12 protein-coding genes and 1 tRNA gene are annotated in these 14491 nt (G+C 38.6%); 10 read left to right on the top strand and 3 right to left on the bottom strand.

Annotation, left to right across the window (positions count from 1 at the left end; all coding sequences use genetic code 11):
• Both QNI15_RS02765 and QNI15_RS02760 read right to left on the bottom strand, forming a co-directional pair.
• Positions 1 to 395: hypothetical protein (locus QNI15_RS02765; protein ID WP_314030378.1), on the bottom strand; the 395-nt coding region annotated here is incomplete at its 3' end.
• A gap of 978 nt (positions 396 to 1373) precedes the next feature.
• Complete coding sequence (locus QNI15_RS02760; RefSeq protein ID WP_314030376.1) at positions 1374 to 1694, bottom strand: DUF7677 family protein; 321 nt, start codon at positions 1692 to 1694, stop codon at positions 1374 to 1376.
• Positions 1695 to 2035: 341 nt separating this feature from the next.
• Here QNI15_RS02760 and QNI15_RS02755 point away from each other — a divergent pair, with 341 nt between their 5' ends.
• The 6 genes from QNI15_RS02755 (at position 2036) to QNI15_RS02730 (ending at position 10679) form a co-directional block, all read left to right on the top strand.
• Complete coding sequence (locus tag QNI15_RS02755; RefSeq protein ID WP_314030374.1) at positions 2036 to 3019, top strand: leucine-rich repeat domain-containing protein; 984 nt, start codon at positions 2036 to 2038, stop codon at positions 3017 to 3019.
• A 425-nt stretch (positions 3020 to 3444) separates the two neighbouring features.
• Positions 3445 to 6240, top strand: coding sequence for a bifunctional aconitate hydratase 2/2-methylisocitrate dehydratase (locus QNI15_RS02750; protein WP_314030372.1), 2796 nt, complete (start codon positions 3445 to 3447; stop codon positions 6238 to 6240).
• A 203-nt stretch (positions 6241 to 6443) separates the two neighbouring features.
• On the top strand, positions 6444 to 7550 hold the full coding sequence (locus QNI15_RS02745) for an acyltransferase family protein (RefSeq protein WP_313993900.1): 1107 nt from the start codon (positions 6444 to 6446) through the stop codon (positions 7548 to 7550).
• A 350-nt stretch (positions 7551 to 7900) separates the two neighbouring features.
• Positions 7901 to 8899, top strand: coding sequence for an energy transducer TonB (locus QNI15_RS02740; protein ID WP_313993893.1), 999 nt, complete (start codon positions 7901 to 7903; stop codon positions 8897 to 8899).
• A 355-nt stretch (positions 8900 to 9254) separates the two neighbouring features.
• Entirely contained in the window at positions 9255 to 9626 is a 372-nt protein-coding gene (locus tag QNI15_RS02735) for a TIGR03067 domain-containing protein (RefSeq protein ID WP_313993890.1), read from the top strand.
• Positions 9627 to 9830: 204 nt separating this feature from the next.
• Positions 9831 to 10679: a hypothetical protein gene (locus QNI15_RS02730; RefSeq protein WP_314030370.1), complete on the top strand. Its 849-nt coding sequence runs from the start codon at positions 9831 to 9833 to the stop codon at positions 10677 to 10679.
• Between the two features lie 147 nt (positions 10680 to 10826).
• Here QNI15_RS02730 and QNI15_RS02725 read toward each other — a convergent pair.
• Positions 10827 to 10900: transfer RNA gene (locus QNI15_RS02725), tRNA-Ala, on the bottom strand.
• Positions 10901 to 11100: 200 nt separating this feature from the next.
• Here QNI15_RS02725 and QNI15_RS02720 point away from each other — a divergent pair.
• The 4 genes from QNI15_RS02720 (at position 11101) to rpsG (ending at position 14386) form a co-directional block, all read left to right on the top strand.
• The gene (locus tag QNI15_RS02720; RefSeq protein ID WP_314030389.1) at positions 11101 to 12243 is read left to right on the top strand and encodes a 5-(carboxyamino)imidazole ribonucleotide synthase; all 1143 of its coding nucleotides are present in this window, start codon (positions 11101 to 11103) and stop codon (positions 12241 to 12243) included.
• A gap of 237 nt (positions 12244 to 12480) precedes the next feature.
• Positions 12481 to 12969, top strand: a complete 489-nt coding sequence (purE, locus tag QNI15_RS02715) for a 5-(carboxyamino)imidazole ribonucleotide mutase (protein ID WP_313975498.1) — start codon at positions 12481 to 12483, stop codon at positions 12967 to 12969.
• Positions 12970 to 13346: 377 nt separating this feature from the next.
• On the top strand, positions 13347 to 13763 hold the full coding sequence (gene rpsL, locus QNI15_RS02710) for a 30S ribosomal protein S12 (protein WP_313975496.1): 417 nt from the start codon (positions 13347 to 13349) through the stop codon (positions 13761 to 13763).
• Positions 13764 to 13918: 155 nt separating this feature from the next.
• Complete coding sequence (gene rpsG / locus QNI15_RS02705; RefSeq protein WP_313993884.1) at positions 13919 to 14386, top strand: 30S ribosomal protein S7; 468 nt, start codon at positions 13919 to 13921, stop codon at positions 14384 to 14386.
• Positions 14387 to 14491 lie beyond the last annotated feature (105 nt).

The following is a 14491-nucleotide window of genomic DNA, read 5'->3' as shown; positions in this document are numbered from 1 at the left end:
TCTTGAGCAGACGATTCTTGAGCAGACGATTCTTGAGCAGGATTACACATAGTGTGAGTATGGGACAAAACTTGCTCAAAAACAAACTGATAGCACTTTTGCATTAATTTGACTGCATACAAATTATAGCGTTCATCTAAGGCTTGTTTGGTTAGTTTTACGCCAAACTGATTCCAGATCAAAGCAACCATATCGGTTAAACTGCTTGAGCCACCCTGCTTGATCAAACAGGTATTTAAGTGAAAAAACATCCAAGCTGTTAAACGGGAACTGGTTCGTTGAATGAATTTGACTTCTCTTGCCAGTTGTTCTAGGTGGGTATTGCTAAAATAAGAAGACAATTCAGTGAAATCTTTATCAGAAGTCACAATATTTTGAAAATCAATATCTTGCATACGACAAAGATATGCTTTTTTCCTTAGCCTGACGGCTATGGTGATAACACCAACTTGGGGAGTGAAGCTAAAAGGCAGATTATACTAAAGTTCTTTAAGAACTAAAACACATAGGCTGCACCTTTACCTATTTTTCGGCCCATAGCTTTTGCTATGCCCCTCAAAATAGGTTCGGTTCGCTCTAAAACCTGCTCTTTTCGCCTCTTTAATATTAATTTAGACAACCTCTTAAATCACAGATGACACAGACAGTACTTGTATTTTTGGCTATTAAAATTTGTACTTTTCTTGTTTTTAGGGTAAGATGGGTAAGATGCGGGTAGGATTTTGGGTAAGATTAACTGCCTGATACTAAGGACGGGTAGGATGGGTAAGATTCGCTCTATATTATATATAGATATATTATTCTATTTATAGTATATATATAGCTCTATATTCTCTTTTTCTTTTTATATAGAAAAGTTTCAGGCCAAAAAATCGACCCATCTTACCTCGGTTGGTTATCAATCAGTTAGTCTTACCCAATAACCTACCCAGTTTACCTGGCTTACCCAGAATCAATCTACATGGTCGATACTAGCTGTGGATAGAGTACTTGAAGGTTGCTTACAGTGCATAGAATTATGCGCAGCAGACGTTTGCGGTTAGTTATGCACACAGGAATTTTTGCGGTTAATTCCACTCAAAACTATTTCTGCGGTTAATTCAACGCAAAACGTTGCATGATCGGAATTCACCGCAAACTTTCTCTCTCATGGGCAGTAAGTGAAAGTAATCGCAAAACTTCCCTTGCGCTGAGTTTACCGCAAAAAAGATCGTGCGGTGAATAAACCGCAAGATCTCCTTTGCCTATAATTCAGTTCAGCTACTATGAGCATAACTCAATGCTTGAAAACTTTCTGTATAGTCAGATAATGGTCGGAAAGCAGTAAAGATCAGGTTACAAAAAGCCTTCATTCCCTTATTGTTTCTCCTGATTCAACCACGGTCTTTTAATGGTGGAGGGCTATGCAATGCCAGTTCCCAGTCTTCAAACGGAGGCTCTACCACAAAATCAGAATCGCAGTAAGAACGAATGTATTGGGTTGCTCTTTTCTCTGCATACTTTGCATTTAAAACCATCCCATCTTCATCTACCTCAATCACATTGGCATAAATAGCAAAGGCTTGTTCGATGGCACTGGGATCTTCTCCATACAGGGAAAGATACTCTATGCCTTCCAGCATGTAATGTGTACCACTTGCCATGAAATAGGCAAATGTCCGCAGGGCTCCACTAAAGGAATGGCTTAATTTCATCGTGTTGAAGATAGTATTGCTTCTGTTGGTGGGTGCAATAAGCCAGAAGTGTCTATCACAAAGGTTGAGTTTTCAACCCATACTTTTCAAGGATTGGAGGAAATTTGTCAAAGAAAATCGCTATTCCGAATTTTTTAAATAAGTCTTCGTTCAGTACAGAGAAAGAAAAGGTATGTTAAGGAATGGGTTGTTTCAATAAAATACTCATTTGATGTATTTTATCTTATTTAAAAAGTGTTTTAGATGGATGGAATCTTACAAACAGATATTTTTGGGCTGAGGATTTCATATCATACTTGATATAATTTGAGTCATCTAACCCCAGCTTTTAAAAATATTTTATGTCAGTTACATTATCCGAAGAAGAAAATATATATCGATTATTTGCATCCGGACAGCCGGAGAATATCCAGATTGGCTTACAAGTTGCACAAGCGCTAACTATTACTATACAACCCTACCTTGATGAAATTGAAAAGATCTATCGGCTGGTCTATCCCCGGAAAAAAGCCCGGCCTGGTGCTCAGCTTCTCTTTGTACAAGGTGCTACCCAACTGAAACTTTCTGATAAATCTCTGAGTAGTCTTCCAGATGGAATCAGACACATGAAACTACTTACTGAGTTAAGTCTGGATACAAACAATCTTATCAGCATCCCTGAATCCATTGGTCAGTTAAATCAACTAAGAGTAGTAAACCTGCAGAGGAATCAGTTGAAATCTTTGCCTGATACATTTGGTGAGTTAAATAATCTGATCGAGTTAGATCTTATTCAAAACCAATTTGAACAATGGCCTGAACCTATAAATGATCTATCTGCGCTTCAGGAACTCTATTTTTCAGATAATCAGCTGACGGCTATTTCAACCAATATTGCTAAACTTGCCCAACTGAAGAAATTATTCTTAGTTAAAAATCAACTTAGAGAACTGCCCGAACAATTGGGTTCTCTGACAGAGCTGGGGATGCTGGCATTAGCAGACAATCAACTTATAAGCCTGCCAGAAAGTGTAGGTAATCTTAGTAAGCTTACCTATTTAAATCTGACGTACAATTCTGTTTCAGAGCTTCCGAAATCTTTCAATCAACTGAAACAGCTTGAAACACTATACTTGAAACAAAATTACCTTACATCCTGGCCTGAGCAGGCTGAGCTAACTAACCTGAAGCGATTAGATCTGTCTGGAAACAAGCTCACTAAACTTCCTGAGTCAATTACCCAACTTACTAATCTAAAGGAGTTAATACTTACCAATAATCCACTGAATGCAAAGGCTAAATCTTCTATAAAAAACTGGTTACCAAATTGCCGGATTACTTTCTGATCCAATGCTTCACAAGTAAATGTGTAGAATAGATGCTGATAATCAATGCTTCACGCGTTAAGATAGAGTATTTACAGGGTTACAAGCATCAGAAGCACATACCTTTATCTATCTTCGATCCATTTATTCGGGAATTACTTTTACCACTTTTAAGTTATCATTATGACACTTCTGTTGTCCCGAAACAACTATAATTACTGAATCAGGTAATCTGTAAAGGAACCAAAATCTGTAGAAATGCGGATTTTGACTGGTATTCATTCTGCCTGACAATAGGGAGATGATGTCTGAAACAGGAAGGTTGGTAAAGGAAAAATTAATACAAAAATGCCTATTGTACTACATTACAGTGGAATCTTATGTAGATCACTGGTAATATTGTGTACATTATTTACATTTGTGGACTAGCACTAAAAAGAAAATTTATGAGCATTTATAGTGAATACTTAAAAGAAATTGAAGAAAGGAAAGTTCAGGATCTTCATCCAAAACCGATTGATGGAGCTGAATTGCTAAGTGAGATCATTGCACAAATAAAAGATCGCAATAATGTACACAGAGAAGATTCTCTGCGCTTTTTTATTTATAATGTATTGCCGGGAACTACCAGTGCAGCAGGTGTGAAAGCTAAGTTCCTAAAAGAAATTATTCTGGGTACATCCATAGTTGAAGAAATTTCATCTGCTTTTGCTTTTGAATTATTAGGACACATGAAAGGTGGTCCTTCTATTGAAGTGTTGCTGGATCTGGCGTTGGGTGCTGATGCTGCTATAGCAAAAGAAGCTGCCAATGTTCTTAAAACACAGGTTTTCCTGTATGATGCTGACACGGATCGTTTGAAAGAAGCATTCAAAAACGATAATCCAATAGCTAGAGAGATACTTGAAAGTTATGCACAGGCTGAGTTTTTTACAAAGTTACCTGAAGTACCTGAAGAAATTCATATAGTGACTTTTATTGCTGGTGAAGGTGACATCTCAACTGATTTGCTCTCTCCAGGTAACCAGGCTCATTCCCGCTCAGACCGTGAACTACACGGTAAATGCATGATCACTCCTCAGGCACAAGCCGAAATCAAAGCACTACAGGCGCAACACCCTGACAAGAGTGTGATGCTGATCGCTGAGAAAGGTACTATGGGGGTAGGTTCATCCCGAATGTCTGGTGTAAATAACGTGGCACTCTGGACAGGAAAACAAGCAAGCCCCTATGTTCCATTTGTGAATATTGCCCCTATTGTAGGTGGAACAAACGGAATCTCTCCTATCTTCCTCACTACTGTTGATGTTACTGGTGGAATTGGTATTGACCTCAAAAACTGGATAAAGAAAGTAGATGAGAATGGTAAGGTTGTTCGCAACGAAAATGGAGAGCCCATTCTTGAGCAAGTATATTCTGTTGCTACAGGTACTGTTCTTACGATCAATACAAAGACAAAGAAGTTATATAATGGCGAAAAGGAACTGATTGACATTTCTAAGGCACTTACACCTCAGAAAAAAGAGTTTATCAGAGCTGGTGGATCGTATGCTATTGTGTTTGGTAAAAAAATCCAGACCGTTGCTGCAAAGATTTTAGGTATAGAACAAACTCCAGTATTTGCTCCATCAAAAGAGATTTCCAATGAGGGTCAGGGTCTCACAGCAGTAGAGAAAATCTTTAATAAAAACGCTGTTGGTATCACTCCTGGTAAAGTATTACATGCTGGTTCGGATGTTCGCGTAGAAGTAAATATTGTAGGTTCTCAGGATACAACCGGACTAATGACTGCTCAGGAACTCGAGTCTATGGCAGCTACCGTAATTTCTCCAATTGTAGATGGTGCTTATCAATCTGGTTGTCATACTGCTTCTGTATGGGATAAGAAGGCGCAGGCAAATATTCCAAAGCTTATGAAGTTCATGAATGAGTTTGGATTGATAACTGCCCGTGATCCGAAAGGCGAATATCATTCCATGACGGATGTAATTCACAAGGTGCTTAACGATATTACAGTCGATGAGTGGGCCATCATTATTGGGGGTGACTCTCACACAAGAATGTCGAAGGGTGTTGCCTTTGGGGCTGACTCAGGTACCGTTGCGTTAGCACTAGCTACAGGTGAAGCATCCATGCCAATTCCTGAATCCGTAAAAGTAACTTTCAAAGGAGAAATGAAGGATCATATGGATTTCCGTGATGTAGTACACGCCACACAAGCACAAATGCTTCAGAAATTTGGTGGGGAGAACGTTTTCCAAGGTAGAGTTATTGAAGTACATATTGGAACCTTGCCTGCTGATCAAGCTTTCACATTTACAGACTGGACAGCAGAGATGAAGGCAAAAGCTTCTATCTGTATTTCTGAAGATGATACATTGATTCAATCACTGGAAATTGCAAAAGGCCGAATCCAGATCATGATTGACAAAGGTATGGATAACAGCAGACAGGTTCTTCAGGGATTGATCAACAGAGCGGATAAGAGAATTGCAGAGATTAAATCAGGCGAAAAACCTGCTTTAACTCCAGATGCAAATGCCAAATATTATGCGGAAGTAGTAATTGATCTGGACGCAATCGCTGAACCAATGATTGCAGACCCAGATGTGAATAATGACGACGTTTCTAAGCGATATACTCACGATACCATTCGTGCCCTATCTTACTATAGCGGCGAGAAAAAAGTGGATCTTGGTTTTGTTGGATCTTGTATGGTGCATAAAGGAGATTTGAAAATTGTTTCTCAAATGCTCAAGAACCTGGAAGAACAACAAGGTAAGGTTGAGTTTCATGCACCGCTTGTTGTAGCTGCTCCAACATATAATATCATTGATGAACTTCAGGCTGAGGGAGACTGGGAGATATTGCAGAAGTATTCCGGTTTTGAATTCAATGACAATGCACCAAAAAACACAGCACGTACCGAATACGAAAATATGATGTATCTCGAACGTCCGGGCTGTAACCTTTGTATGGGTAACCAGGAAAAAGCAGCAAAAGGAGATACTGTAATGGCAACCTCGACTCGTCTTTTCCAGGGAAGAGTTGTAGAAGATTCAGATCGTAAAAAAGGAGAGTCTCTTCTTGCCTCTACACCAGTAGTTGTCCTTTCTTCAATCCTTGGACGAATCCCTACTATAGAGGAATACAAAGCGGCAGTTGTTGGTATCAATCTGACTAAGTTCGCCCCTCCGCTGAAGAACTTAACATCAAGTGCAAAAGATACGCTGTCTTATTAGTAAAAGTTTTTGACATATAGGAAGGCTTCACTAATCAGTGAAGCCTTTTTTATGTGGTATGAACAATTAAACTGTAGTCAGCTAATTGAATGTTGGCTATTTTTTGCCAGTTTGCGGTCTGGTGTTGTCCGAATTTGACAATAGTTTATTCGCTTTTACTTTTCACAAGTATTTATTCCTAGTGTGTATATCCGATTCTATTAATGAACAATACAGAGTTAGTCACCAAGCCACACTACCCCATATTAGACGGCCTTCGCGGTATTGCAGCTATAATCGTTGTAACCTTTCACCTGGCTGAGCCTTTAGCCACTGGCCATTTGGATAATCTGGTCAATCATGGTTACCTGGCTGTCGACTTTTTCTTCTTATTATCCGGCTTTGTGATGGGTTATGCATATGATGACCGTTGGAATAAGATGACCCTGGGCAGCTTTTTCAAACGCCGTATTGTCCGTCTTCAACCTATGGTAGTTTTGGGGATGACCCTTGGCGCTATTGGATTCTATTTTACAGATTCCACCCTATGGCCTCTTATTCATACTGTTCCCGTCTGGAAGATGCTGCTGGTGCTGGTGATCGGTTATACTATCCTGCCCGTGCCCTTATCACTTGATATACGTGGCTGGCAGGAGATGCACCCGTTGAATAGTGTGGGATGGTCACTGTTCTTTGAATACATTGCCAACATGCTGTATGCTATCGGGATTCGGAAATTTTCCAACACCGCATTGAGTATCTTAGTCGGCATCGCTGCTATCGCACTTGTCCATATGGCAATCACAAACGGCGACGTTAGTGGTGGCTGGACGCTGAATATGGAACAGGTACGAATTGGGTTAACCCGTACGATATATCCCTTCTTTGCCGGTTTGTTACTTTCCCGGATAGCAAAGCCGACCCAAATTAAAAACGCCTTTTTATGGTGCAGTCTTTTAGTAGCTATAGTACTTTATATGCCACGTATTGGCGGGGCTGAGCATCTCTGGATGAATGGAATTTATGATTCTGTTTGCATTATCGTCATTTTCCCAATTATCGTATACCTTGGTGCAAGTGGGATAATTCAAAGTCAACGAGAAAACAGGATATGCAAATTCTTAGGTGATATATCTTATCCACTTTACCTGGTACATTACCCGCTAGTCTATTTTCATGTTGCCTCGATCAGCAATCGTAAAGGCATAACAATTGTGCAGGTGTGGCCCTATGCTTTACTTATTTTAACAGGCAGTATCATTTTAGCCTATGCCGCCCTAAAGTGGTATGATGAGCCCATTCGTAAATGGCTGTACAAAAAGCTTATGTAGGGTTGGAATAAGGGTGTCAAGAAGTAATTACTGGTAAAAGCAAGAACGTTGACCTTCTGTCACATTTACTCCCTTTCGGACAATAGAATTAAAAACTGGGTACTAACGAATCAATATGCTCTAACACGTTGATAATCTGCTATTTGTTAAACGTTTTTTGACTGTCTGTATGATTGATAATTAAATGTTTATGTATGTTGGACTTGCGATTGTGATAATTAAACAAAGAGTCAAAGAGCATATAAGAGGTGTTTTCTTACAGGTTTGCGATATAAACAAGGGCATTTTTCTTTACTTAGTACATCATTCAACCAATGCAATATACCTAACGAGTGCAAATAATTTGAAACATGAAATATAAATTCATTATCTACTTGAGTGCTATTTTGATCTCTAATAAGCTGACTAGCCAAAATATTGATAAAGCGTTAATAGGCAGTTGGGTTAAACTTTCAGCTACTTTTCAGAATGGTGATGATTTGCCATTAGACCATCCTGTAAGACAAAATTATGTCCGTTTTGATTTTAATAAAAAAGGTAATGCTTACAAAACAACTAATCCTTTAGATAAAGGCTATATGTTCAAATATCAAGCAAATGGCAATAACTTAAAGATTGGATTCATCAATTATATGATAAAAAGGCTTTCTTCAGATACATTAGTTTTAGTCGAGGAAGGTAGAAACGGATTTGATAATTCTGCAATTATGTATTCATTGACTCGGGAAAGTTTGTATCAAAAAAAAATGCCACTCTTAGAGGAATTATTGATAGTAAGGGATTCTGACACTCTTTATATTGAAAATGAAAAAATTAGAGCAAGATTTGAAAAGGATGAATCATTTCATGAATATTTAAGAAAAGGTATTCCCGAGTATTCTAATGTAGTTTCATCAGACAATTTTTTTATGGCTACCTTTATTGTTGATCAAAACGGTAAAATAGATAGCATTAAAATTCATAAAAGCCTAAATAAAAGTTTTGATAAGCAATTTATTAAAGCGGTAAATTCCTCTTCTGGATATTGGGAGCCTGCGCAGTTAAATGGTAGGAATGTAAATATATTGCATACCGAGACTTTTACATTTATTACTAATCCTAATTTTGAGAAACAGTATTACAACTATAAAAATGGTGTGATTGAAATGCAAAAGGGCAACTATGATAATGCTATAAAATTATTCAACATTACATTATCCTCAAATCCGAATGATATTGACGCTTTATATCAAAGAGGTATTTGTTATTATAAAATTGGAATGGGAGATAAAGCTTGTGTGGATTGGTTAAAGATAAGGGCATTAAAAAGTAAGCGAGCAGACGATATTTTAATAGAATTGTGCAAATAAATGGCAGTGCATAACAGTGCATATATTTTATTTGGGGTTGAATCGCTAACTTCAAATTGATTGCACTAAATTAGCTTTATAACGTGGGGGAATGAATTGCTTCGAAATCCCCCGACAAAACATATGCGAAACGTTATATGCAATATAAAATTGACTCCTTAAATGGAACATGAAAAAAAACAAATCCAATGGAAATTAAATCCTTGACATTATCCTTGGCAACGAATTTCATGAAAATCCAAAGAATGATAGGCTGCCATTTTGCAGTATACTATATAGTTAAGCATCTTGGTAATATAAAATTATAAAGACTTGCCTAATTATATTGGTTCTTGTTTGCACTTTGTCATGTGGCGTGGCCTCAGATGCTGCCAAATCCACCGACCAGGCAAACATACAAGGAGTCTGGCTGGCGCAATCAGAAAGCCAGAACGGCCTCAGAAGGAATGTGTCTTACCTATATGTATTCACAGAAGATAAACTTACTTTCACAGACGAGACCAAAAAGGAGATAAGGTATTCGTTCAAGTTGGACACGACCAGCAAGCCCAAGTTGATTGTCATTCAGTCAGAAGAGACGCCTACCGATTCGGCGCCTGTCAGCGTTGGGTATGAATTAAACGGAGGTTCTCTGAAGATTGTAGTCGCACCTGCTGGTTTGCGCCCCACAGACATATCAGACAAAAACAACCAGGAGTTAATTCTCTGTAAGCGAAAGGATTCATGAAAACACCTACCGTAACGCTTGTGAAAAGGGGAGTTTGAGTTATGCCAAGGGCTTGGCTATAATTCCGTTTATAATGTACCCCAATTTTTGGAAAATGAGTTAAGGCAAAAATTAATTATCTTTATGTTCAAAAAAGGTCATTTTTTGAACATAAAATGGTTCAGCAAACCATGCTAAAGTCATTTTTTGTCCTGCAAAGAAATTATGTACTTACCAGACAAAGCCAAACCATTAAGACATTCTTCCAAGTATTTACTTGATTCACAAGGTAAAATTGATGATTTTATACACGATCAGTTCCTTCCCCATCAAACTGGTGGGTGGAACCGGCTCTTGAAGAGGTATGCTGTCTCTGCCTTATTTTTGGACAAATATGCTTCCTCCTATTTTGGTACTGATCAGTATCAGATTCTTCTTGCATATCAGAATCTTTCATCTGAGTATATCGAAAAAGCCTTGCAAGCTATAAACGCCAAGGTGTGGCGTTCCATATCGGTCAATCAGTCTCTTAGTGATGATTTTGTTAGAAAATACCAGAATGATATTGATTGGAATTCTCTCTCTTCTTTGAGTCTGGGTAATCTATCGATGGAAACCATACGCGAATTTGAAGATAAAATCAACTGGTGCCAGATAGTGATGAGTAAGGAGTTGACGAGAGATTTTTTTCGGGAGTTCAAGGACAAAATCAGCTGGAACTGTGTACACGAAAGATACCTGACACTGGATTTTATATGTGAGTTTCAGGATTATGTAAACTGGACAGCCGTCAGTAGTCAAGCTGATCTGCCAATGGATTTTATCGAAGAGTTTGCTCACAGGGTACACTGGAAAATCATAAGCGAATCGCAGGTACTCAGTGAAGAATTTATTCGCAAATACCAAGACCAAGTTAGTTGGAATCACATTTTCATTCACCAAAAACTTTCACAAGCTTTCATTGATGAGTTTAGTGATCATGTCAATGCTTCATTTGTAGCTGATGCCAAGAAAACACGTAAAGATTTTGAGAAACGTTATGGAAAAAGGCAGAAAAAGAATGATTTAGGGTAAGAAGTACTGCGATAGCTATCAAAATACTAATTTGCCAGCTAAGTTAATGATAACAAAAATCGTATGTAAAAGGAAAAATATGCTTTTGTTTAGAAATCTCTCATAAAACAAGAATCCCTTAAGTCAACAGGCCTAAGGGATTTTTTGTGGAGCGTATCGGAGTCGAACCGATGACCTCTACAATGCCATTGTAGCGCTCTAGCCAGCTGAGCTAACACCCCAAACGGATTGCAAATATAGGCACAGGAGTATATCACGCAAGAAAAGTGTAGACAAAATATTTTATTCTTTGTATCACATACTTTTCCTAATATAAAATCCTATACCTTTGTGACCCCAAATAATCCCTTTGTCTGCAAGAACTCAAACACTAACGACTCCTACTGGTGATACTGTCACCAGCTCACTAGCTACAAATACAATGAATCCGTTTAGTAAAACATTTAAACTAGGCATTCTCGGAGGAGGACAGCTTGGTCGCATGCTTATACAAGCCTCTATCGACTTAAATACATATATCAAAATCATGGACCCGGATGCGGAAGCTCCCTGCAAATATCTGGCTCATGACTTTGTTCAGGGCTCTTTAATGGATTTTGATGCTGTCTATGCTTTTGGAAAAAACGTAGATGTACTTACCATCGAAATTGAACATGTGAATGTAGATGCACTGGAAAAACTAGAAGTAGAAGGAGTGAAAGTGTATCCTCAGCCTAATGTAATCCGAATCATTCAGGATAAACGTGTACAGAAGCAATTCTATAAAGATCACGGCATTCCGACACCTGATTTTGTGCTGACAGATACAGTTGAAGACGTAGCAAAACACGTTGACTTTCTTCCTGCATTTCAAAAATTGGGCAAAGCCGGATACGATGGGAGAGGAGTACAGCGCTTAAAATCGGCTGAGGATCTGGGGAAAGCCTTTACTGAACCTGGTCTGCTGGAAAAAGCTATCGATTTTGAGAAAGAAATCTCAGTTATTGTGGCACGTCGGAGTAATGGCGAAATGGAAACATTCCCAGTAGTGGAGTTAGTATTTCATCCGGAACATAATCTGGTAGAGTACCTGTTTGCTCCTGCACAGATTTCTGTAGAGGTAGAGGAACAGGCACAGCGATTAGCCCGTAAAGTGGCTGAAAAGCTGGAGATAGTAGGTTTACTTGCTGTTGAGATGTTCTTGACCAAAGAGGGAGAAGTCTTGGTAAATGAATCTGCTCCCCGTCCACACAACAGCGGACACCATACTATCAAAGCCAATTATACCTCCCAGTTTGAACAACATCTCAGAGCCGTTCTGGATTTGCCATTGGGAAGTACACACATAAAATCACTTGCCGCTATGGTAAATCTGCTTGGTGAGGCAGGATACACCGGAGATGCATATTATGAAGGGATGGAGACTGTTTTGCAAATAGCAGGTGTATATCCTCATTTATATGGCAAGCAGACTACCAAGCCATTCAGAAAGATGGGACATGTAACCATTCTGGACACCAACCTGAGTTCTCTACAGAATAAAGTTTCAGTAGTCCGTGACAGTCTGAAAGTAATAAGCAAATAGAGGCAGTATTAGTGATAAGTTTATTTGGTTAATAGTAGATAGTAAAGTAGTTGTTTTGTAGCTGCTTTGTGTTTTTGGAATTTTATTTTGCTTTCCCTTTGCTAATCAGGTATTTATTTTGTCTTGTTCTATTGCTTACTACGAAAAAAAAGCAGTACTTAGCAAATAATTTATCTCTGAAGCGAAACCTATACACACTCAAATTTCTTTATATTTTATTTAAATCTACAGCCAACTATGGTAGGTATTATTATGGGCAGCGAGTCTGATTATCGGGTAATGTCTGATGCTGCCAACATTCTTCAGGAGTTATCCATCCCTTACGAAGTTTCTATTGTTTCAGCCCATCGTACACCTTTACGTATGGTTGAGTATGCTCAAGCGGCACGTGGTCGTGGAATAAAAGTAATCGTAGCAGGAGCCGGTGGGGCTGCTCATTTGCCAGGTATGGTTGCTTCTTTAACAACACTTCCTGTGATCGGAGTGCCCGTAAAATCTTCTCATTCTACAGACGGATGGGATTCTATCCTATCCATTTTACAAATGCCAGGTGGAGTGCCAGTAGCTACTGTTGCACTCGATGGTGCAAAAAATGCAGGGATACTTGCCGCTCAGATTCTGGGAGTGTCTGATGAGAAAATAGCAAATCGTTTAGCTGCGTATAAAGATGATTTAAAAAGAAAAGTTGAAAAGATGAATGAACGCTTAAATCAACCTCAGTTTTAAGTACTTAATTTAGTCTCTAATGCTCTAAAGGGGTAGCACATATGTGCTGCCTTTTTTATTTTAGATAACCTCTTATAGTGATGGGGGTATAAGTTCGGAACTTTTACAATAAAAGTCAGATAATACTGTCAATGGTGCGAGGGTTTATCTTGAAAATAGAGTACATAATGTATGTGTTTGGGAGCTTTAATCAGTGAGTTGGGTCGTTTCTTACAAAGATGCATTGTATACGTATATCGGCAATCATTTCTATTTGAGATAGAAAGGGAATATACACTTGAAAAAAATATAAAGAATTTTGCAATCTTGATAATTTACTTTACTTTTGCGTTCCCAAAATAAAAACGTATTAAGGAACGTAAAAAAATAATACATAAATGCCTACTATTCAACAGTTAGTACGTAAGGGAAGAACACAGTTGGAGTTTAAGTCAAAATCTCCTGCTTTGGATTCCTGTCCGCAACGTCGCGGTGTGTGTACACGTGTGTATACAACGACGCCAAAAAAACCAAATTCTGCTTTGCGTAAAGTAGCCCGTGTGCGTTTGACAAATCAGAAAGAGGTTAACGCTTACATCCCTGGAGAAGGACATAATTTGCAAGAGCACTCTATCGTTTTGATTCGTGGTGGTCGTGTGAAAGATCTTCCAGGTGTTCGTTATCACATCGTACGTGGTGCTTTGGATACTGCTGGTGTTCAGAACCGTAAACAAGGTCGTTCTAAATATGGTGCTAAACGTCCAAAACCAGGTCAGCCAGCACAACCAGTAAAAGGAAAAGGCGGTAAGAAATAAGAAAAGTAGTGTCGTCCATGTTTTTGGATGATAGTATGAGTACCTATTGGGCTTTGTCCAACTTAATAAAAAAAACTAATCTTTTATTCTAACAAAAAAATCGTGAGTATTCGGTAGTATGCCGGAGAAGCGTTGTGTAACACACACGAGAAATTATGAGAAAGTCTAAACCTCAAAAACGCTACGTTTTACCTGATCCTAAATTTAAGGATGTATTGGTAACCAAATTTGTGAATTCATTGATGTATGAAGGAAAGAAGAGTATTGCGTACTCTATCTTCTATGATGCAGTTGATCTGGTTGCTAGCCGTACTAATGAAAATGGATTGGATGTATGGAGAAAGGCGTTGAATAATATTATGCCAACTGTAGAAGTTCGCAGTCGTCGGGTTGGTGGTGCTACATTCCAGGTGCCAACAGAAGTGCGTCCTGATCGTCGTCAAGCGTTGGGTATTAAGTGGATGATCGCTTATGCACGTAAACGTGGTGAGAAGACAATGACTGAAAGATTGGCAGGAGAGATTGTTGCTGCGTCTAAAGGTGAAGGTGCTGCTGTGAAAAAGAAAGATGATACTCATCGTATGGCGGATGCAAACAAAGCGTTCTCTCACTTTAAGTTTTAATTTCTTTCGATATATAAGTCGTTTTACAGGGCTCTTCTTTATGGAGGCTTCTGTAAAATGACATTCTTATTGATAGCGGGCAAGTGTCCGCTATTGATATAAATA

This window comes from Xanthocytophaga flava (genome assembly GCF_030068545.1).
In the GTDB taxonomy this organism is placed as follows: domain Bacteria; phylum Bacteroidota; class Bacteroidia; order Cytophagales; family 172606-1; genus Xanthocytophaga; species Xanthocytophaga flava.
Note: the sequence above shows the minus strand (reverse complement) of the source record. Positions and strands in the feature narration are given on the sequence as shown.